Source organism: Enterococcus sp. DIV1420a (assembly GCF_051712165.1).
Classification (GTDB): Bacteria; Bacillota; Bacilli; order Lactobacillales; family Enterococcaceae; genus Enterococcus; species Enterococcus faecalis.
The window spans coordinates 226122-245742 of sequence record NZ_JBIOOI010000002.1 but is presented as its reverse complement, the minus strand read 5'-3'; the positions used below and the strand labels follow the sequence as shown (position 1 = coordinate 245742).

Here is a 19621-nt window from a genome sequence, read left to right as displayed (position 1 = left end):
TGGAATCGCTCCTTTTATGGTATAATATTCATGACGGGAATATTAACCATAGTCGGAGCGATCCGGCTTTTTTTATTTGCTGCTAATTTGTTGCAACAAAACATTTTACATGGCATAATTACATTAGTTGTCATTTGTATAGTGATCAACTCCTTTAATTAGCCAGCTGAGCAGTTCAGTTGGCTATTTTTGTTTTGAGCAACTTTTTTGAGAAGGAATTTTTTTCATGATAGTATGTTTTAATATAAAGGTCTTATCCACGGATTAATTAGCGGAAACTAGTTGATCTTTTCTGGTGAATATTCGCTTTCAATCATCTTGTAGTCAGCCAGTGGTCGGCTGGCTTTTTTATTGGTTGTGAAAATTATCCAATTATTGTAAAAAATAGAAAACGTTTATTTTCTAGTATCGATTAATCAAAAAAGCTAAACAATCAAGCCATCCTTTTTGATAGTCACTTGTAGGTAATTCTCGTTCATAGTTAAACGCAGCTCTCATCGCTTTAAGATATTTACGTTCACCAACAATGTAGCCTAACAAAAAGTAAGTTATTAAAGCCAGTATAATTAAGATATCTTCCATTTATTCAGTCTCCGCTTCCATATCTGTATTCCGAAATAAGATTATACAACCAGCCATAGTGCAACTCTTGAGCTTCGTCAAAGTCCTGTTTGCTAACATAAGCAGCAAAATCTACAACATTTTCGACAAGTTCCTCATCATAATGCCCCCAATCCCACGAAAAAGCTTCGATACGAACAATCTCTCCGTTTTCTTTTTTAAAAACGAAAACAGGTTCATTAACCATTTCAACACTCATACAAAGTTCGCAAGAACCCGTTTCTTCTTCGTGTGGATTAGTCTCAACATTAACTAACTTTAGTTTCATCTATTCGTCCTCCTTTACTTCCTCTTTAAACAGCCAATAGCGCTCATCAATTGCTTTGATTTCTTGTTCAGTGAATCTTACTTGCTCGTAGTTACCGACAACTTTTTCATTGTTGGACAAATAGAACTGGTTCGTCTCAACATTTTTAACTAAATACTTCTGCAAATATAAAATATCAAACTTCACATAATAAAGCGGCTCTGTCTCGACTTCGTAGCCGTTGACTAAACTTAATACAATTTCATAGTCCACAGACATAAGCCAGTCTTTAACAGGGCATTCTCTCATGAGCGAGTTGATACCTAAATACTTCTGATGTACTAAGAACGCTATTTTATCGTAATGGTTGCCGTCTTCTATAAAATCCGCCACGAACTTCGGAACAACGTCTTTTTTCGGTTCGTTTAGTTGTTTTGCTAAGTCAATAGCTGTATTTAAACCACTATTAACCCCGACTTCGCCAATATGTGACCCCATTGTTTTGCAGTTTTCTAATTCTTTAATCAATTCTTGTTTATTCATCGCTGTTCCTCCTAAAACTGTTCGTGAGTATCGTAACCACATTTTTTACAGTGTCCTGCCATTTCTATATCAGTGGGATATGGTCCAGTAGGATATGCGTAAACACTCCAGTCGTGATCACATGTTTCTGGATTTATTACCTGGAGTTCATGGATGAATAATATATATTTATCACCATCGTCATCCACATGGTAAACTTCACCAAGATTTGACACAAAATCCACTTCAACTGCTTTATTTTTGTTTTTATCAATTACTTTCATTCCGCTTCCTCCTGTTCCAAGGACCACTGGCTAAACGCATTTAAAACTTCCGCTTGTTGCTTTGAATTCAAACAACAATAAGATATATCTACGCTCCTAAGCTCTTTTGATCCTATTCTTGTCTGCCATTCCCCTAGGAGAAAGATAGCACACATTGGACTTGCGTTATCTTGTTCAACATTTGCTTTCAACCACTCAAGTACAATTTGCTGATTTTCGTTGAGCTGCAGTTGCTTAATTGATTGAACCGCAGTTCCATATGCTATTTTTAACAAGTCTCCTTCGAAGCTATTTGGAAATTCTATTGTTCCATCCGTCTGTAAATACATGTAATGGACCCGATCAATTATTTCTTGATGTCTTAATTCACTCATTCTGTTCCCTCCAATAGATCTTGGTTACCCCATACATTTCCGATAACTTCATATTCTTCGCTGTCAATGAATCTAACAGATGTTAATTTTCCATTTCTTAGCATTTTGGTGCAGAATGAACCCTTTTCAAATACAACAACGCTATTATTTATATGCGATTCGAAAGGAATGTAATATACTAAATCCCCCTCAAAAATTTCAACGCCGTTCTTGTCTTTCAAACCTGTAGATTGCATGATGACATAAGGAAATTCATCCCAATTAAAAGTTGTATCATAACTTCCTATCTCTATTTCAGACGTACCAGGACTGCCTTTAATCTGAAAATCCGTAATTATGGCCATCATACTATTCGAGTCATCAAACAAAGGTGTAACGTTTTCTAGCATTTCTTTCTCGTAGGTATCCCACGCTCTAAACTTTGGAATCATCTTCTTCACTCGCTTTCAAATTTTCCAAGGAAGTTCATCAGCTCTGAAATCGGGCATCCAGTCCTCTTTAATGTCAATTTTCCCAAAAACCTTTCTCACACCAGGAACGTCAAGATAGCTTTTTGAAACGATCACATTTTTTAAACAAAAACGTTCGCTAATGTCTTTTGCGCCAATCGGATCAAAAAACATATCCATCACATAAAGAGAAACATCTGTCCTAAGAATCGCTTGGTTAAAATATCTTTTTATCCAATCGATTGTTTTTTGATCAAGATTCAGCTCGATCACTCGCGCTCGATCACGATGATCAAGTTCATATTTTGTTAAAAGTAACGCTTTTTCCATTGATTTTCACCTCACTGCAAAACGTGCAGTCTCCATTTCTCTAAATTTCTTTTGATATTCTTCTTTTTCGACAGGCACATTCTTAACGCCTTGACGAGTGCAAAACTCTCTAATTACTTTTGGCGGCAAGTTTACGATGTTCCCAATTTCTTTACTGTTTAAGCCTTTAGCATTAAGTCGTAGTATTTCTTCTTTTTTCTCAATTGGTTTATGCAACTTCTCTAATCCTAGACGCCATGCCTTTTTTTGCACAGATATTTCTGATCTTCTCAATGCGACTGCTATTTCTTTGTATTTCATCGTTTGATAGTTACGTTTTAAAAATTCGATCTCTTTTTCTGAGTAGGGATGCCGTTTTTTAAGATATCTTTTATTTTTTTCAAGCTTACGCATTCTGTCTGCTTTTCCGCTAACACTTTTAACGCTTCGTCCTAAAAATTCTGCAACTGCTTTAAAATCTTGATCTGGTTCATGCAAAAAGTAATCAAGATAAATTTCTTCATCTTCACTCCAACGTCGTTGTTTCACATTAAATCGCCTCCATTAAATTAACGATATGCTCGTTGTCTTCTTGTTCTTGCGCTTTCATCAAGTGAATGTAAACATCTTGAGTGATGCTCAAGCTAGCGTGTCCAAGCCGCTTAGACACTGAAATCATTGGGATACCTTGCATCAAAAGCATGCTACCGTGAGTATGTCTTAGCCCATGAAAGCTTATTGGCTCAATATCATTTTCAGAGCACAGCTCAAAAAGCCGACGATTAAGCGTTGCTGTTGCTTTGCACCCAAAAATCGACTCGTCAGCTGCTACACCTTTAGAATTTGCAAAACGAATAACATTATCGCTTAAACGACTGTCGATTGAGATATCTCTGATACTAGAATTTGTTTTCGTAGTTTTAAATTGTTTCGTTTTTTTATAATCAAATGTTTTATTAATGGACATCATGCAGACATCACCTTTTTTGTAAAAATCATTTTTCGTAAGTCCTAAAACTTCAGCAAATCGAAGGCCTGTTTTTAGTGCAACATAGATCATCAAATCGTTATCATTTTTCAAATCTAAATGGCGAGACAACTCGTTTGCATCATCAACTTCAAGAAATTTCTTTTTCTTGTTTTTTTCAACACCAGAAAATCGGATGTTATTCATCGGATTTCGGTCAATTTCGCCATCATCGACGAGCGATTGATAAAACGCATGAACATGCTGATAATGTGTTTTAATTGTTCGTTTTCCGTAACAATCACTCAAAAAATTAAAAAACTTTTGCAGCTCTATGCGCTTTATTTCAGCTGTTGGTTTCGATCCAAAAAAATCTCTAATTATTTCAACCGTGCGCTCATATTTTAAAAATGTTACCTCTTGAATAAATGGCTTGCGATATGTTTCTGCCCAAAGCTGCAATTCTTCCCACATCACAAAAATCATCTCCTCGCCAATATTTTCATATTTCTTCCCAAATAATCCGTCTGCAGTTTTTCATAATTCACAACAACACCATCATCTAAATTAAGTTGAATATCCATTGCTGTTAACGGAAACAACCTTTTTTTAAATTCAGACAATTCTTTTAACTGTTTTGACAGTTTTTGCAGTTCTTCTTTATATTTTTTTTGATCTTTTTTAACTGTTGACAGCTCTTTTTGATTCATTCTTAATTCCGATCGGCGAAAATAGAAGCCTTCTAATTTTGAGATAATATCCGTTTGCAGATACATGAGATTTTCTGGTTGATATCGGTGAAGGTACATGAGAGCCTTCAAACTGTTTTCTTTACCAGAATCAAACTGCCAATAAATTGGGCGCTTTTTATACGTTTTTAAGTGATCTTTATAAAAGCCGTCTACAAAGTATTTACGTATCTTATCTCGACTTTTTCCACTTGCAGGCAACACATCGGCAATATAATCAAGATTTTCTTCAAGTGTTTCTTTTCCGTAAACAACCGTAATAAATTCAATAAATTTATTAACGATGTCTTGATCGTCATCGATATCGTACAAGTCATCAGTGATGTACAAGCAGTTTTTTTCGTTGGGTAAAAATTTGTGGTAACGAGACATGTCGAATTCTCCACCTGCAAATATTAATCCTTCTTCATCTAGTGAATAGCGTCCGAACATACAGCCAACTGCATAGCTAATAAGTGACTTGATATCACGTTCTCTATCTGCTAAGGACACCGAAACTTCTTTATCGTCAACGTGGTAGTCTAGTTCATCTTGTAATCCATAAAGTTCAATAAAAATTTTATTTAATTCTTCTTCATTTGCTTTTAACTGATCGAAACGATCCTGAGCTTCCTTTTGCCAAGCTTCGAATTTATCTTTAATTAATATAGACAAGTTGATCACCTCTGCATTCATTTATTTTTTCTGTTGTTAGTTTCATCGTTTTTTAAGGAGCAAAAAGCTTTTTAATGCGGCCGCAAAACTCCACTCCTTTCTGATTAATTAAATATTTTGAATAATAATCCAGCCAATAAACAACATAATTAAAGTTTTAGCCAAAGCTCCAACTATTGCTTCTATGGTCAAACGCCCATCTTTGTCGCCGCCTGGGATCATATAACTTATAAACACGTCTAAACCTGCTGCCTGCCAAAAATTTAATGTTACTAACCCAAAAGTAGAACTGATAAGCCCATTCCATAAATACATTGTTGTCCAACCGCTTATAGCTACTGCTATTGGTATGAACAATACTGTAGCGATACAACCAAGTGTTGTAGTTTCTTCTCTAGTCAAAGTTTTATACCTCCTCTGTTATTTGTTTAGTGTTTTTAATTCGTTCCTAACATTATTCCCTTCACGATTACATACTGGGCATGGTTTAGCTTTTACACGACCGTATTTGTCCTTGATCCAAATAATCCGTTCTCCCTTGCACTTTATACACACCATCGCTTTTACCTCGCTTATTGTATGTGCCGTTGGCAATTGTTGCATTTTTTCGTTTTCGATTTTGCTTTTTTATCCGTTTGCCTCTCTTACCCATTAATTTTTTACCGCCTTTGTTAAATCAAAACCAAGCGCAGTTGGATAGCCCTCCACTTCTTCTGGATCTACATAGTAACGATGATTTTCAATATCCATCTTGGCTACTTCTGCTACTGTTTTCAAAATACGCCCCTTCCAACTCTTGCGATAACCTGCTTTTTTATTGGGTTTAAGGCTCACGCAACTTCTTGCCCCTTCATCAGTGGCTTGGCATGGAAGTACAAAGAATGCTTGTTTTGCTTCGTCAAAGTATAATTGAACCCATTTCGGCTTGTTTAGTCGTCTTACCACTGAACCACTTAAAGCTACTCCGCTTTTTGAAATCACCATACATTCTTTTCCTTCTGCTCCAATTGTTGCTGGTAATAATAAAGTTGCTGTCTTTAGATTAAATTTCATGCGTTTTGTCTCCTCTGATTTTTTAGTTTTAATGTGTTTCAATACATATTTTTTGCTAATAATTGCTCGATCGTTTGTTTCCGGCAAATAGACCATTACACTATGCTCGTAGAGCTTTTCTAGTACCCCGTGAAACTGCTTGTTGTAACGTCCATGCGCTCTAAATTCATAGGTTTCCCCCAGATTCAGTTCCATAAGCTCATCCTTTCGCTTAATTCATTTTTTATTCATCCAAGACTGATTGCTCTTGGTTTTCTTTTTTGTTTCTTCTGGTGTGGGATTTGCTTTTTCTAGCGGTTGTTTTGACTTTTCTGGTGGAATTACTACGTTTACGACCTTTCCACCTGCCACTTCTGCAGCAAGATTCGCTAATTCATCGTCTGTATAATGCATTGCCTGCTTAATTTGATTAGTGATGTTACCATCTTTATCCAGGTACCCACTGCATTTCACAACTTTTACTTTTTCCACGAGATCACCTGCTCTGTTTTTGATATACTGCTTCATTTTGCGTATGCTTTTTCCTCGATCTTGTCCTTTGCGAACAACCCAAGTGCCATTTATCCCGAAGTAATCAATAACACCTATAGGCGTTTCAATCGCAAATTGGCAACTGGCTTTGAAGTATCCAAAAGGATAGCCTAGCTCATAAATATTTTTCATTGCTTCATGACGCATATTCGCCACATGTTTTTGGCGCCTAATTTTCGATTCTTGTGTCGGGTACTTTGTCATTCACTACCCTCCCGACAATTCTTGTATTTGTCGTTTTAAATCAGCTTGCTTTTCTTCAGAAACCTTTTCATCCTCGCGTGGCTTATCAAGCCATTCTGGCTTACTTTCTTGGCGGATTGGTTGCTGTCTATAATGTGTTTTTGGTTGTTTAGCACGTTCTTTTTCTTTTTTAATCTCGAATTTTAGTTTCTCGAACTGTGCTCTGAACTTTGAAGCGCTTCTGATGTTTCCAAACCAAAACTGATTTGTTGGTAACCAATCCAAAACATAATCAACGGCTTCAATACTTTGTTTGTCTTGTTTTTCAATCAATCGAAAAACATCAGCCCATTTTTCAATCTTCACTTTTTTCATTTCACTTGGAAAGTCATCGATTAAATTATTTTTTAACTTTTCAGCAAGTCGTAAATGTTCGTCAGAATATTTACAAGATGTTTTCTTTACTTTACTTTCTCTTTTACTTTCTCTTTCTCTTTGTGTATTATCGACACCCTTAACTACAGTTGAAGGTGGGTTATTTCCATCAATAACCAAATACTCTTCTTGCATGACTACTTCTTTCCGCTTAGATGTCATCAATTTATATCTTTTTTGAATACCATTTGATGTTAAGATTTTATATTTTTGATATTTATCATGATCAAAAAATCCCACTTGTACCGCTTTGGTTACAACTTCTTTTACTAGGCCCTCTTTCGCCCCGACATCGTCAGTAACTAAGAACGCCGAATCTTCATCCCACCGCAAGAAATATCCCATGTCTCCATAGATATAGCCCAGCAGGCAAAGTAGTATCTCACAAGTTTGTGGTCCACACGATTTTCGAATTTTTCGATACTTAATATCTTTCAAAAAATCAACATCTACTGAGTAGTAGTCAACGCCTTGTTTATATGGCCTTGCCACTTTATCGCCTCCTTAGATAAGAGGGAGAAAACTCCCTCGCTATAGTGGTGGATTCAGTGAATCAAATAGTGCTGTTTGTTGCTCAAAAGGGAAGGTCATCATCTGTGATTCCATTAAATGGATCTACTCCCGGAAACGATTGTTGCTGTGGTGCACTTTTTTGATTATTTTGTGCTTGATGATTATAGTCCGGACGTTTTACCCCATTTGATTTGCTACCTTCTTCATCAAATTTGTTATGGGCTTTAACAGATAAATTCCAGCGTTTGTTATAATCGCTTTGTTTCCAGCCGACTGTGATATTTAATGATTTTCCTTTCAGTCCGTTTACTAGTTGTTGAATACTGTTAATTGGTGTCCCATCTGGTATGCCCACAGCAGTTGTAATCGTATTAAATCTCTTTGCTGATAGTTCAATATCTGTCGGGTCCCATACAACATTGTTATAAAGAATTTTCCCGCCTTTATACGGTCCGTCTAAAACTTCATAATTGAACACTGCCATGTCATTATTTGTATCTTTTGTTTTTTTACACTCTGAATCTGAAAGAATTCTCACATTATATGTTCCTTCTTCTTTTACTGATTTACCTAAAACGTTTTGAGAATCTGTTATAAATAATGTCATTTTATATTCCTTCTTCCTGTTTATTATTGTTTAGTAGTTCGCTTGCTTCGGTGATTTTCCTTTCATCTAAACGGTTCTTTGCATGATTCCCATTCTCTGGGTCTAAATCAATGAAACGCTTGCCGCCGTCCATATAAATCCGCCCTACGACATCAAACATTGATGTAAAGGCATTGAACGTTTTCTCATTCATATCTGGACTGAAACGCCCTTTGCCGTCTAACCCATTTGTTCCATTGTCTACTTGGTGGGCCGTCGCATAAATCGTTTTGTTGCTTTCTCTTAATTGCATACCTAAACGTCTAAACCACAATTGTAATTTATGATAATTTTGACGATTATCTTTTGAAGCTCCGTCAATATTTTCTAACACTAAATTTTGTAATGAGGTGACATTATCTAAAATAATTACTTCATACACTGGATTAGTTAGCACTTTATGCATAGATTTTTCTACTAAGTTTTGAATAATAGGAGCGTCTTTTTCTTCTATTACTACTACCGATGTATCTTTGTCTAATCTAATCGGATTGGTAGATTTATCAAAAGTAATCATCCACTTATTCCCTTGAAATTGCTTTGTTAATGATGTTTTACCAGTGCCGCCGTCACCATAAATAAAATACATATTTGCCTGTTCTGGTACTGAACCATTCGGGTAAAACTTCATCCTTTTTTCACCTTCACTTTCACTTCAACGCCTTTTACATTTACTTTTAAATACGGGATCAGACAACCATTATCATCTATGACTTGATTGTCCGCTGTTAAATGGAAGACCCCATCAGCAATTAATTTCTTGAAGTCATTTTGAATGGGTTTGTATTCCGTTGTCGCTTTAATCAGCCCTGGATGCTCTTGCCGCAAGTAATTGATAAATGGTTCTCGTTCTTCCTTGTCTTTCGGTAGCTGTAACTTATAATTTGCCGGACGAGACAAATTGGGCTGTTTCTTGGTTAAAACGAAACTTTCTGTTTCTACTTTTTCATCGTCTGCCATTTGCTCAATCATTCGGTCTTGGATTGTACTGATTTTTTGTTGGTATTCTTGTTCCACTTTTGTTCGCAACCACTGTAATTCTTGAATACGTTGTGTATATTCCCGTAGCTTGAGCCCTTTTTCTTGTTCAAGTCGCTCAAGTTGTCTCGTTAGTTCTTCTAGGTTCATTACTCTTCCTCCTCGTCATATTCCCATCTGGGCTCTAACAGCTCTTTTTCTTCGGGCGGCTCTTGTCTAGCCCCTAATCGGTCAAATTCAGGCATTACAACCCCTCCCAAAATAGTTTTATTTTCTCATCTTCCAATTCGATATAATCGACACCTTGTATTTGTAATTGTTCTAAAAATGTTTTTGTAGCGCCTTTACTGCTTACCACACAGCTTTTATTGCCGTAAGATGCAGATGTTCGAATGGATTGGACAATGTTATTCTGTGCATTTACTAACATTAATTCGTAAATGTCATCGCCTAGACCTCTTACTTCAATCATTTCAACTCACCTCTTAAAAATGCTGCTAGTTTTTCGTCTAACGACTTATCTTCAGCCGTTTCAAATGTTTTTTCTACTTGCTCTTCCATAGCTGATATTAAAGCTTTTATTGCTTGGCACTTTACACAATCACAAGGGTGAGCTTTTGCTTTTCTTCTGAACTCTTCATCTATACGGCTTAAAATAGCTACTAGCTCGGATAAACTTCCTCCCAGCATAGTATGTTGTTCCTGTGTTGCCATATCTAATAAACCGCAAACAAAGGTAACCTCTTCCCTTTGACACTCATCTATTAATTCTTGTAATAATCTTTGAATTTTTTCGTTTTCCATGATATACTTTCCTCCTAATGTATTTTATTTTTTATCGCATTCAATCTCACTATTCTATGATTCATTTTTCAACGATTGCCTCCTGTAGCGGAAACTGCAGGAGGTATTTTTTGTTTTATTCATAATCAAACGCTTCAGGCTCTGGTGCTTTACTAGGATGTTTCTTAGTCTTACCTGGCTCTTTGATTAAGTCGAATACAGTGAATAAAATGATTAATCCCAATGCTACTGTAAAATTAATGGTCGCAATATATGCCACTGCTACTACTATTAAACTGGCTTCTAACGTGTTAACGATTTGTTTCATTCTTGACTTCCTCCTACTTCCAAATGCCATATTTAATAGCAAAATCTTTAACAACTGCTAAATAGATCTCTTTTAATCTCTTATCGCTATCAATTACATCTAATTTGTTCATTTTATCTCGTTTAGATTTGGAAACACCCTCGCCAGCCATGCGATTTTTTAAATTAGTCAAACGTGTTTTCAATGATGATCCAGCTCGACGGTCTACTTCGTCATAAATCGACGCTTGTATTTCTTGATAAGCGCCAAACTCACCTTGTGTTTTTGCCATCTTATTAACCAAGCTACGGCATTCTTTACGCCAATCAGTTGTATTTAAAGCGATAATATCTGTGATGTTATCTACCTTATTTTCAAGGCGTTTATTCGCCATTTCTTGTTTTGCGAGTGATTGAACTACACTATTCATGAATTGTAGTTCTGGACTTAAATCAGACGCATTAATTTGCGGTTTAGAATTAAAATAGTTTTCTTCCAACTCGTCGTACATATCCCACGCACGATCAGTATTTAAAATTTTTGAATGACGACTTGCCCCTCTTTTGGTCCACAAAATTAAAATATTTGCATTTTTTCCAACAAGGTTACTATCTGTAACTCTGTCCTTAAAGTCCTTTAATTCTTTCCCTTCCAATCTATAGAAATGTTTTCCTTCATTAAATTTATCTTTATTACGATTAAAGTTAGTTTTTATTTGTGTTTCACTAGCCCCGTAAAACTCTGCTAGTTGCTCTGTTGTTAATAACCGTTGATTATTTAATTCAATAATTTGTGGTTGGTTCATTCGAATCCTCCTTTGTCTTTAATTCCTTACATAACTTATCGATTTTTAAGCGCCGTTGTATAATTTCACTATGAAAGTGAGGTGAAACTATATGAGTAAACTTTATAAGCCGGGCGAAGACAATAAACCGGCCGGAAAATACAAGGAAGTAGGCCCTCGTGGTGGTAAGGTGTCTGGCGGACATAATGCAACCATTGATAAGGGAGATCGACTTCCTCCAACTTCTAAACCCAATAATAAGTGGGCAAAGAAATAATTTTTCAAGCTAGTCATTCTTTTGAATGGCTAGTTCTTTTTTAGAAAAGCAATAACAACGTCCGAATAAATTTATTTGAAGCCACGCAACGATTATTAAGTCACCTTTATCATTTTTATACTTTGTCATGTAATGCTTCATTTTCTTTCTCCTCTTTCTGTCTTTAATTTCCTACATAGCTTATTGATTTTCTGTCACCGTTGTATAATTTAATTATCAGCATGTGGTCTGCTGAAATAACTGATAAGGTGGTGAAAAATTTATGAGTAGAATAACTCACATCCGTTTAGCAGAAAGTTATGCAACTTCTACTGATCGAATAACTCATGTGAAAATTGATACAGGAGCTACAGAAACCGTTGATGAAGTAGTTAGATATATTGACAATATTCCTATGGAATACTATTACACTTCATCTAATGGTTCTAAAGCCGTTGTAGAGACAGTACACCCTTTTAATGGAAAGCCCTATATTAGGACTAAGGCAAACTACACAACTTCCGATAATTTATTAAGTTTGCCTAGATTTTAGTTGTTAGCTTCTGTTTCTCAGACAGGGGCTTTTTAAATTTAAATACCACTTCTGATTCGATATGTCCGTTGATTTCTTCGTTGGATTGTCTCCATTCGATAGGTTCTGAGCTCTTGTCATCCAATAGCTCGCGTAGTTTTTCGTGATATGTTTTTTCTTCCTTCATTTTGTGGCCTCCTATATCTATTTTTTTATTTTGTCCTTGGTACACCTATAATATTCTTGATTTTTAAGCGCCATCGTATAATTTCCTTATCAGCAAGTGGTCTGCTGAAATAAATTAAGCGAGGTGAGAAGCATAGCTCAAAAATTTCAAAAAATTTGTATGAATGGGCATCAACTAAGTGTTACATCAAATCGTTCCTTTGATCCAGATGAATTCTGTCCTAAATGCGGTGCAAGTGTAATCTCCACTTGCCAATCATGCCACGTACCCATAGAGGGATGGTACGAGAGTGAGGGTTTTGCATATATTGGTCCTAGAAACGCAGAGAAACCTTATTACTGTAAAAAATGTGCTGCACCTTATCCTTGGACCGAACAGATTTTAAATAATGCTACCGAGTTAATCGCTTTAGACGACAATCTGAGTGACGAGGACAAGCAACTAATCAAAACTGCTATCCCTGATTTATTGGTGGATACTCCTAAAACACAGTTAGCAGAAGCAAAGTTTAAAAAAGTTTTTCCTAAGGTTTCTACATTTGTAAAAGATTCAATGTATAATTTACTAGTCGATGTTCTTTCTGAGACGGCTAAAAAATCACTTTTTTCTGATTAGGGTTACCGCATTTACAACAATAGTTGTCTTTTTTCCTGATTACACGATTACACCAATTGCACTTGGTATAGTCGTGTTTTCTTTTTAAATATTTCAAATAGCCATTTTTGGTAATTGGCTTTTTTATTCTATATCTCAATTAAGATCCTCCTTTAAATCTGATATAATTTCCCTATCGGCTCATTTGTCGAAATAAGTTGAAAGGAGAATTTTAATGCGCGTCCATGATGTTAATGAATTTGCTCTCGCTGTTGTTCAATCATCCGATTCAAAGCTATCTGTTGATGAAAAATTAGCCTTGTATCTTGAAGCTGTTGAAAAAGCAAAAGAACACAACAAGAAAAATCCAATAAAAAGTTCTGTCAAAGCTTTTACGTAACTAATATCTAAAAACTACCTCCAAAAGCTCTGCGATGGCTGCAACCATTTCAGGGCTTTTATCGTCTGAAATCATCAATTTACAGACATAATTTGCTGCTTCTTGTCTTACATCGACTTCTTTCGGTGTATCTTCGATTAACTCGCTCATTCCTTTCCCTCCTTTAAGTCTTGAAAGTTTCTTTTAAAAAGATAACTCGCTATAATTAATCTGTTCAAATCTCTTACTTAGGGAGTGATGTCTTATGACAAAACTTTTGAACAACACTGTGTCTCAATAACCAAACGCTCGACGATATTTTTTCGCTAGGGAAATATCGACCACTCTTCCATGAGTCAAACTGGTGACCCTCTTTAATTTCGCTTTATCGATATTAAAGGGACTAGCGTAATAAAAATGAGTAGTGAATTATTTCAACAGCAGTGCTGGGGGACGATACCAGCGAAATGTTGGAGATAGGTCGACAACTATCTGTAGACTTCAAAATTTCGCAATCTGTTACGGTGTCGAACGTAACAGGTTTTTTTATTTGAAAAATTCATTTGTATCTACGTCGCTGAACACGTTATAAAGTCTTTCTATTACATCAAAACTTGGCTTAACGAATCCACCTTCTAATTTTGAATAATGTGAATGCGATATATTTAGGCGAGAAGCCATTTCTCTTTGGGTCATTTTTTCTCGTTTTCTCATAACCTTAAAGTAATTCACGTTCTCCCTCCTCTACATTGCTCTTATTTTTGGTTTAGTTCATTGATGCTATAGTTCTTTCTTAATAATCTGGCAAATCATGGAATAGTTTGTCTAGAAACGGACGAATCTTATCAGCATCAAATAGCCACTTTCCGTTTTTGCCTTCTTCTTTTTTCGCTAATTTGTTTCGTCTAACGTAAGGATCATCAACAACGAACTCCATAATCCATGCACGCTTATGACGAGTGATTTTTTCCATGTCAGCGATTGTTAACCATTGAGGTCTTAAAAAACGCTCAAATAACTCATCAATCCGCTCATCCGTACGTTTTTTAACATAGTTATCATCAACTTGTATGTTAACTACTACAGGTGGTTCAGATTGTGGGAACATAGATTACACCTCCTGTTTTTCGTCTAATTTAATATCAAGAAGTTCTTCAATTTGTTTTAGTCGTTCAACTGGCTTGCGATTTTCTAATAGGATATCTTGCAAGTAACTCATCGTAATATCCATTTGTCGAGCAAGTTCTCGTTGACTCCAATTCTTTTTAATAAGCGCAATTAATACCTGTTGTTTTAGGTTCATTTGTAGTCACCTCCTATTAATTGAATATTTTATCCACTTATATTCTTTTTACTCTTGACACTAAAAGGAATATAAGCTAATATGTAAGCATAAGAAATACAGCACACAAAAAGCGAGCTTTACTTATGTCTGGGGAGACTATTGTATTATTGCTTATATTTTTTGTATGCCGTAAATATCTTGCTTACATGAATACTATAACGGAATATTTTCCTTGTGTCAACTATTTTTAGTTTTTTTTCCTTATTTTATTTTTGTAAAGCTTTGAAAGGTTGATAATAATGAATTTGGTAAAAAGAATAAAATTGTTATCTGATGAAAAAAAAATATCGTTTGCTGAGTTAGAGCGAAAACTAGGTTTTGCTAATAGTTCGATCAGAAAATGGGATGAAAGAATTCCAGGTATCGATAAAATTCAAAAAGTAGCCGACTACTTTGATGTATCAACCGACTATCTTTTAGGACGTACCGAAAAACGCCGCTACTATGATTTAACCGAAAAAGACGAACGTGACATACAAAAAGAGTTAGAAAAAATTATAGAAAATATGGGTAATTCAGAAGCCATCGCTTTTTCTAAAGATACAGAAGAATTATCTCCAGAAGCACGAGCTGCTATCTTATCTTCTATAGAAGAGTCTTTACGTATTGGTAAAGCACTTGCTAAGAAAAAATACACTCCTAAAAAATATCGTGATGATTAAGGTAGGTGTATTATGCTTTTATCAGACGTACCATACAAAATCGAAAAACTCAAAAAAAAATATGGGACAGCCGATCCGTTTAAAATAGCAGAAAAAATAGGCATCATTATTCTTTATGGATATTTTGGAAATGAGGTTTATGGATTTTACAATAAATTTCGCAAACAAAAGTTCATTCATTTGAATATTGAACTTAGCTACCTAGAACAACGCTTTGTTTGCGGACATGAATTATTCCATGCTATTTTCCATCCTGACGAGAATACAGCGCGAATGACAGCAAGTAGCTTTTGTTCTACATCAAAAATAGAAGCGCAAGCAAACTGTGGCGCTACTTATCTATTAATTGACGGGTCCCATAGAGATGAGCTTTATCTACCAACAAAACAAGATATATTAAATTTTTATGGCCTACCTATTGAAATGGGAAAATTTTTATACTCTTCTGTTATTTAAACAGATACTTTTGAAAGGGCTTTTATAAATATAATAAGGAAGACTATTAAAAAGAAAGGTGGTGATGCAAATGAAAACATTATGGAAAATTGCTAAAATTTCTGCTACTGCTTACGTAGTATGGGAGATATATAAAAGAAAAGACATTATTCACAAATATTACAAAGAATGGCAACAAGTAGTCCAATAATTATATGTATTAAAATAAAAAACTATAGAGAGAAGGCAATTTATGGAATTAGATAAATTCAAAGATGATCTAAGAAAACTAGGCAAAAAAATAACTAGTTCAGAATATAGTATTGAAACTGAAGAAGCAACTAAAACCTCTTTAATTTTACCCTTCTTTCAGCTACTAGGGTATGATATTTTTAATCCTACGGAATTCATACCGGAATTCACCGCAGATGTAGGCATTAAAAAAGGTGAAAAAGTTGATTATGCAATTGTTTTAGAGGAAAAACCAGCTATTTTAATTGAAGCAAAATCTATTACTGAAGAATTAACTAAACATGATTCGCAACTATTTAGATATTTTGGTACTACCAACTCTAAATTTGGCATATTAACGAATGGTAAAAAATATAAATTTTTTACAGATTTAGATGAACCTAATAAGATGGACTCCACCCCTTTTTTAGTTATTGACATTACAAACATAAAGGAAAATCAAATTCCTGAACTAGCAAAATTCCATAAAGATAATTATGACATAGATAATATAACTCATAGTGCTTCAGAACTAAAATACTTAAATTTCATCAAAAATTTTTTAACTAAACAATTAGATTCTCCTTCAGAAAACTTTGTAAAATGTATAGTAAGTGAAATTTATACTGGTGTTAAAACAAAAGGTACTTTAGATAAATTTAAACCAATAATAAAAAAAGGCTTATCGCAATTTATTAATGAAAAAGTTAATGATAAATTATCTGCGGCTTTAAACACTTCCGTATCTTTGAAAGAGTCTGAAGATTCTAAAGATAAAAAAGGAATTGATTCTGAAGATCATGAAGTTACTACTACACCTGAAGACTTAGAAGCTTATACTACAGTTAAATTAATTTTAAAAGATATCATCGATTTAGATAGAATTTTTTATAGAACAAATAGAAGCTATTTCAATATATTAATTGATAATAGTATTCGTAAATGGGTTTTAAGGCTATTCATCTCTACTAAAAATATGAAAATTGTTCTTAATGATGAGGAAAAAACAACAATTGAAATTGATAGACCTTTAGACATAGCACTCCATAAAGATAAGATATTGATAGCAGTAAATAAATTTTTATGATAAAAGAAAAGCCTCAACGGCTTTTCTTTTATCATAAAAACATACATTCGAGAAAGCAGGTAGTTAAAATGGCCAGCATTAAACAGCAAGATAATGGTAAATGGCGTTATCGTGTCCGGTACAAAGAAAATGGTAAGTTCAGAGAGATATCAAAGAGCGGATTTAGAACCAAGCGTGATGCACAGTCTGCAGCGAATGAACTTGAATGTAAGATAGAATCTGGCTCTAATATCCACAGAGAAAATATATTAGTTCATGAATACCTTGATAATTGGCTTAAAATTAAAGAAAGACAAATAAAAAAATCGACCCTTGCCAAAACAAAAAGAGCAATACGTCTACACATATTGCCTAAATTTGCATACTATAAAGTAGCAGAAATACAGCGTATTGATTGTATAAACTGGGTAAATGAAATGTGTAATCATTTATCGGTTGATTCTGCTAAATCTTATTGCTCAACTTTTAGTAGCGCTCTAGAAGATGCAGTGAATGATTACAAACTAATAGATTCTAATCCGATGAAAAATATTAAATACCCAAGAAATCAAAGTCGAAAAAAAGATATCCATTTTTTTGAAAAAAACGATTTACAAAAGTTATTATCAACTGCCGAAACGTATAAAGGTACTAAATTTTTTATTAACCATCAATACTATGTACTTACTTTTATACTTGCTCGAACCGGTTTGAGATTAGGAGAGGCACTAGCTCTAAAATGGGAAGATATTATAGAAAATAAACTTGTTATTAACAAAACGCTCTATCGTGAGAACAATAATAATTTTATTACTGAACCGAAAACTACTTCAAGTTATCGAACAATTTTACTTGATAAAAAAAGTCTAGATCTTTTAAAGAAGTTTAAAATCCATAAGTTTGAATACTCAATGAAATCAAAAACCTATATTCTCAACAAAAATCAAATATTTACTGATTCAAGTGGAGACTTTCTAAAACAGTGTAACTACAGAACTTATTTTTCAACAATATGTAAGCTTGCTGGCATACCGAAATTGTCTCCTCACGCTTTACGGCATTCTCATGCAGTTCATCTTTTAGAAAGTGGTTCTAATATAAAATTTGTCTCTGAGCGATTAGGACATGGAACAATTAATATGACAGCAAATGTTTATTTACATGTATCTAAAAAAATGGAAGTTGATTCTATTTATAATTATGAAAATTTTTTGTAATTTTTTTGTGGCATTTTTGTGGCAAAACACTTTAATCATCACAAAAAAACCTTTTATTATAAAGGTTTTCAGCAATTTACACTATTCGGTTGATGAACCTTGGTTACAATTGCAACAGTTCACATTCTAATATGGAACGTCAAAATAGTCAATGAAAGCCCTGTTTTACTTTGCACTTATTTGCAGTTTTCACCTCTCATGCATTGTTTCGTGCCTTTTTCTAGTCATTTTTTACTTTTTTAAGCAATCTTTATTCGCAGAAGTTCCTCCCTCTGGTATAATGGACAATAGCGATTCAAAGGAGGAGCTCAATGAACATTCACTACTATCTTATTATCAACGAGCAGGCAAGTAGCGGCAATGGCCGAAAAGTCGCTAGAAAAGTGATTCAACAACTCAAGCAACAAGAACTTAAATATACGGCTCTTTACACTGATTACGCTGGACATGAAAAAGAATTGACGAAGGAACTTGCAGAAACAACTTTACTTCCTTGGTCTGAAGACTTAGACGTTTCAACTTTTCCAATCCTAGTCGTGCTAGGCGGCGATGGCACACTACATAATGTCATTAATTCATTACTTCCATATGATTCAGCTATTCCTTTAAGCTATATTCCATGCGGCTCTGGAAATGATTTTGCACGAGGGGTGGGATTATCAAGAAATATTGATAAAGCATTGCATCAAATCCTGCGCACCAGACGACCAAAAGAAATTCAAACAATTCATTATGTAGAAGCCAACCAAGAAGAAATCGGCTTAGCCACCAATAATGTTGGCTTAGGATTAGATGCGGCAATCGTGGAAAAAACCAACGAATCGTCATCAAAAAAAGCCTTAAATAAATTTAAGCTTGGCTCGCTTTCCTATATTTCTTCAATCATTCATGTCTTTTTTAAACAAAAAGGCTTTCCAATTTTAGTTGAAATGAATGGTAAACAATACACATTTAATCGTGCTTTCCTATGTACGGTCACAAATCATCCTTATTTTGGCGGGGGCGTATCAATTATGCCGACGGCCAATCCTCGCAAAGCAGTCGTGGACTTAGTTGTCGTGGAACGAATCAATATTTTTAAAATTTTGTGGCTTATTTTCCTATTGCTTCGCCAAAAACAAGGGAAATCTAAACATTTTCATCATTTTCAATCAAGTAAAATTCGAATTGTTTCGACGATTCCACAAACCATTCACGCAGATGGCGAGATTTTAGGCAAACGAAGTATTGATATGGTTTATACCACACAAAAACGTTTGTTTTGGTTTTAACTGAGTCCCTTAAGGTTGAAAAAGAGTGCCATAAGTCAAAACGACTTATGGCACTCT

General features: G+C 34.7%; 36 protein-coding genes. 9 read left to right on the top strand and 27 right to left on the bottom strand.

Going from position 1 to position 19621, the window contains the following annotated elements:
* Positions 1-402: 402 nt before the first annotated feature.
* From IGI80_RS12470 to IGI80_RS12370, 21 genes are all read right to left on the bottom strand, one after another.
* The gene (locus tag IGI80_RS12470) at positions 403-582 is read right to left on the bottom strand and encodes a hypothetical protein (RefSeq protein WP_438723752.1); all 180 of its coding nucleotides are present in this window, start codon (positions 580-582) and stop codon (positions 403-405) included.
* A 4-nt stretch (positions 583-586) separates the two neighbouring features.
* Positions 587-889, bottom strand: coding sequence for a hypothetical protein (locus IGI80_RS12465; protein ID WP_438723750.1), 303 nt, complete (start codon positions 887-889; stop codon positions 587-589).
* A complete protein-coding gene (locus IGI80_RS12460) occupies positions 890-1411 on the bottom strand; it encodes a DUF1642 domain-containing protein (RefSeq protein ID WP_438723749.1) in 522 nt (173 codons plus the stop codon).
* 11 nt (positions 1412-1422) lie between these two features.
* On the bottom strand, positions 1423-1674 hold the full coding sequence (locus IGI80_RS12455) for a hypothetical protein (RefSeq protein ID WP_438723748.1): 252 nt from the start codon (positions 1672-1674) through the stop codon (positions 1423-1425).
* The gene (locus tag IGI80_RS12450; protein ID WP_438723746.1) at positions 1671-2048 is read right to left on the bottom strand and encodes a hypothetical protein; all 378 of its coding nucleotides are present in this window, start codon (positions 2046-2048) and stop codon (positions 1671-1673) included. Before IGI80_RS12450 ends, IGI80_RS12455 begins: the two co-directional genes overlap by 4 nt.
* Positions 2045-2479 carry a YopX family protein gene (locus IGI80_RS12445; protein WP_438724251.1) on the bottom strand — a complete coding sequence of 145 codons (435 nt, stop codon included), beginning with the start codon at positions 2477-2479 and terminating at the stop codon, positions 2045-2047. The genes IGI80_RS12450 and IGI80_RS12445 overlap by 4 nt, the downstream gene beginning before the upstream one ends.
* Before the next feature lie 15 nt (positions 2480-2494).
* Positions 2495-2827, bottom strand: coding sequence for a hypothetical protein (locus IGI80_RS12440; protein WP_438723661.1), 333 nt, complete (start codon positions 2825-2827; stop codon positions 2495-2497).
* Positions 2828-2833: 6 nt separating this feature from the next.
* On the bottom strand, positions 2834-3355 hold the full coding sequence (locus IGI80_RS12435; RefSeq protein WP_438723659.1) for a hypothetical protein: 522 nt from the start codon (positions 3353-3355) through the stop codon (positions 2834-2836).
* A 1-nt stretch (position 3356) separates the two neighbouring features.
* Positions 3357-4259 (bottom strand): tyrosine-type recombinase/integrase, encoded by a 903-nt coding sequence (locus tag IGI80_RS12430; RefSeq protein ID WP_438723657.1) that lies wholly within the window; start codon positions 4257-4259, stop codon positions 3357-3359.
* Positions 4256-5176, bottom strand: a complete 921-nt coding sequence (locus IGI80_RS12425) for a hypothetical protein (RefSeq protein WP_438723656.1) — start codon at positions 5174-5176, stop codon at positions 4256-4258. The genes IGI80_RS12430 and IGI80_RS12425 overlap by 4 nt, the downstream gene beginning before the upstream one ends.
* A gap of 108 nt (positions 5177-5284) precedes the next feature.
* Complete coding sequence (locus tag IGI80_RS12420) at positions 5285-5578, bottom strand: hypothetical protein (RefSeq protein ID WP_438723654.1); 294 nt, start codon at positions 5576-5578, stop codon at positions 5285-5287.
* Between the two features lie 249 nt (positions 5579-5827).
* Positions 5828-6424: a hypothetical protein gene (locus tag IGI80_RS12415; RefSeq protein WP_438723653.1), complete on the bottom strand. Its 597-nt coding sequence runs from the start codon at positions 6422-6424 to the stop codon at positions 5828-5830.
* A gap of 21 nt (positions 6425-6445) precedes the next feature.
* The gene (locus IGI80_RS12410) at positions 6446-6964 is read right to left on the bottom strand and encodes a hypothetical protein (RefSeq protein ID WP_438723651.1); all 519 of its coding nucleotides are present in this window, start codon (positions 6962-6964) and stop codon (positions 6446-6448) included.
* Between the two features lie 3 nt (positions 6965-6967).
* Complete coding sequence (locus tag IGI80_RS12405) at positions 6968-7870, bottom strand: Lin1244/Lin1753 domain-containing protein (protein ID WP_438723650.1); 903 nt, start codon at positions 7868-7870, stop codon at positions 6968-6970.
* Positions 7871-7952: 82 nt separating this feature from the next.
* Positions 7953-8498 (bottom strand): DUF669 domain-containing protein, encoded by a 546-nt coding sequence (locus IGI80_RS12400; RefSeq protein ID WP_438723648.1) that lies wholly within the window; start codon positions 8496-8498, stop codon positions 7953-7955.
* 1 nt (position 8499) lies between these two features.
* Positions 8500-9168 carry an AAA family ATPase gene (locus IGI80_RS12395; RefSeq protein ID WP_438723647.1) on the bottom strand — a complete coding sequence of 223 codons (669 nt, stop codon included), beginning with the start codon at positions 9166-9168 and terminating at the stop codon, positions 8500-8502.
* Positions 9165-9665: a hypothetical protein gene (locus tag IGI80_RS12390; RefSeq protein WP_438723645.1), complete on the bottom strand. Its 501-nt coding sequence runs from the start codon at positions 9663-9665 to the stop codon at positions 9165-9167. Before IGI80_RS12390 ends, IGI80_RS12395 begins: the two co-directional genes overlap by 4 nt.
* A gap of 94 nt (positions 9666-9759) precedes the next feature.
* Entirely contained in the window at positions 9760-9987 is a 228-nt protein-coding gene (locus IGI80_RS12385; RefSeq protein WP_438723644.1) for a hypothetical protein, read from the bottom strand.
* Positions 9984-10319, bottom strand: coding sequence for a hypothetical protein (locus tag IGI80_RS12380; protein ID WP_438723642.1), 336 nt, complete (start codon positions 10317-10319; stop codon positions 9984-9986). The genes IGI80_RS12385 and IGI80_RS12380 overlap by 4 nt, the downstream gene beginning before the upstream one ends.
* A 115-nt stretch (positions 10320-10434) precedes the next feature.
* Positions 10435-10626: a hypothetical protein gene (locus IGI80_RS12375; RefSeq protein ID WP_438723744.1), complete on the bottom strand. Its 192-nt coding sequence runs from the start codon at positions 10624-10626 to the stop codon at positions 10435-10437.
* Between the two features lie 13 nt (positions 10627-10639).
* A complete protein-coding gene (locus IGI80_RS12370) occupies positions 10640-11410 on the bottom strand; it encodes an ORF6N domain-containing protein (protein ID WP_438723743.1) in 771 nt (256 codons plus the stop codon).
* A 91-nt stretch (positions 11411-11501) separates the two neighbouring features.
* Here IGI80_RS12370 and IGI80_RS12365 point away from each other — a divergent pair, with 91 nt between their 5' ends.
* Positions 11502-11666 (top strand): YjzC family protein, encoded by a 165-nt coding sequence (locus IGI80_RS12365; protein ID WP_438723742.1) that lies wholly within the window; start codon positions 11502-11504, stop codon positions 11664-11666.
* 9 nt (positions 11667-11675) lie between these two features.
* Here the strand turns inward: IGI80_RS12365 and IGI80_RS12360 are convergent, their stop codons facing one another.
* Positions 11676-11807, bottom strand: a complete 132-nt coding sequence (locus tag IGI80_RS12360) for a hypothetical protein (protein WP_438723741.1) — start codon at positions 11805-11807, stop codon at positions 11676-11678.
* Between the two features lie 121 nt (positions 11808-11928).
* Here IGI80_RS12360 and IGI80_RS12355 point away from each other — a divergent pair, with 121 nt between their 5' ends.
* The gene (locus tag IGI80_RS12355) at positions 11929-12198 is read left to right on the top strand and encodes a DUF3892 domain-containing protein (RefSeq protein ID WP_438723740.1); all 270 of its coding nucleotides are present in this window, start codon (positions 11929-11931) and stop codon (positions 12196-12198) included.
* On the opposite strand, the gene IGI80_RS12350 is transcribed toward IGI80_RS12355, so the two are convergent.
* Entirely contained in the window at positions 12188-12364 is a 177-nt protein-coding gene (locus IGI80_RS12350) for a hypothetical protein (RefSeq protein ID WP_438723739.1), read from the bottom strand. The genes IGI80_RS12355 and IGI80_RS12350 overlap by 11 nt on opposite strands.
* A gap of 123 nt (positions 12365-12487) precedes the next feature.
* Between IGI80_RS12350 and IGI80_RS12345 the strand changes: the two genes are divergently transcribed.
* Both IGI80_RS12345 and IGI80_RS12340 read left to right on the top strand, forming a co-directional pair.
* Positions 12488-12979, top strand: a complete 492-nt coding sequence (locus IGI80_RS12345) for a DUF2321 domain-containing protein (protein ID WP_438723738.1) — start codon at positions 12488-12490, stop codon at positions 12977-12979.
* A gap of 214 nt (positions 12980-13193) precedes the next feature.
* A complete protein-coding gene (locus IGI80_RS12340; protein WP_438723736.1) occupies positions 13194-13358 on the top strand; it encodes a hypothetical protein in 165 nt (54 codons plus the stop codon).
* Here IGI80_RS12340 and IGI80_RS12335 read toward each other — a convergent pair whose 3' ends face one another.
* The 4 genes from IGI80_RS12335 to IGI80_RS12320 all read right to left on the bottom strand — a co-directional run bounded on the left by IGI80_RS12335 (position 13359) and on the right by IGI80_RS12320 (position 14640).
* Positions 13359-13508, bottom strand: coding sequence for a hypothetical protein (locus IGI80_RS12335; protein ID WP_438723735.1), 150 nt, complete (start codon positions 13506-13508; stop codon positions 13359-13361).
* A gap of 375 nt (positions 13509-13883) precedes the next feature.
* A complete protein-coding gene (locus IGI80_RS12330) occupies positions 13884-14069 on the bottom strand; it encodes a helix-turn-helix domain-containing protein (RefSeq protein WP_438723733.1) in 186 nt (61 codons plus the stop codon).
* Between the two features lie 61 nt (positions 14070-14130).
* Positions 14131-14445, bottom strand: coding sequence for a DUF771 domain-containing protein (locus tag IGI80_RS12325; RefSeq protein ID WP_438723732.1), 315 nt, complete (start codon positions 14443-14445; stop codon positions 14131-14133).
* Positions 14446-14448: 3 nt separating this feature from the next.
* A complete protein-coding gene (locus IGI80_RS12320) occupies positions 14449-14640 on the bottom strand; it encodes a helix-turn-helix domain-containing protein (RefSeq protein ID WP_438723730.1) in 192 nt (63 codons plus the stop codon).
* Between the two features lie 281 nt (positions 14641-14921).
* Here IGI80_RS12320 and IGI80_RS12315 point away from each other — a divergent pair, with 281 nt between their 5' ends.
* The 5 genes from IGI80_RS12315 (at position 14922) to IGI80_RS12295 (ending at position 19564) form a co-directional block, all read left to right on the top strand.
* On the top strand, positions 14922-15344 hold the full coding sequence (locus tag IGI80_RS12315) for a helix-turn-helix domain-containing protein (RefSeq protein WP_438723728.1): 423 nt from the start codon (positions 14922-14924) through the stop codon (positions 15342-15344).
* Positions 15345-15356: 12 nt separating this feature from the next.
* Positions 15357-15800 (top strand): ImmA/IrrE family metallo-endopeptidase, encoded by a 444-nt coding sequence (locus IGI80_RS12310; RefSeq protein WP_438723726.1) that lies wholly within the window; start codon positions 15357-15359, stop codon positions 15798-15800.
* A 232-nt stretch (positions 15801-16032) separates the two neighbouring features.
* Positions 16033-17097, top strand: a complete 1065-nt coding sequence (locus IGI80_RS12305; RefSeq protein WP_438723725.1) for a type I restriction endonuclease — start codon at positions 16033-16035, stop codon at positions 17095-17097.
* A gap of 68 nt (positions 17098-17165) precedes the next feature.
* Entirely contained in the window at positions 17166-18293 is a 1128-nt protein-coding gene (locus IGI80_RS12300; RefSeq protein WP_438723723.1) for a tyrosine-type recombinase/integrase, read from the top strand.
* Between the two features lie 311 nt (positions 18294-18604).
* Positions 18605-19564, top strand: a complete 960-nt coding sequence (locus tag IGI80_RS12295; RefSeq protein ID WP_002356498.1) for a diacylglycerol/lipid kinase family protein — start codon at positions 18605-18607, stop codon at positions 19562-19564.
* The last annotated feature ends 57 nt before the right edge of the window (positions 19565-19621 follow it).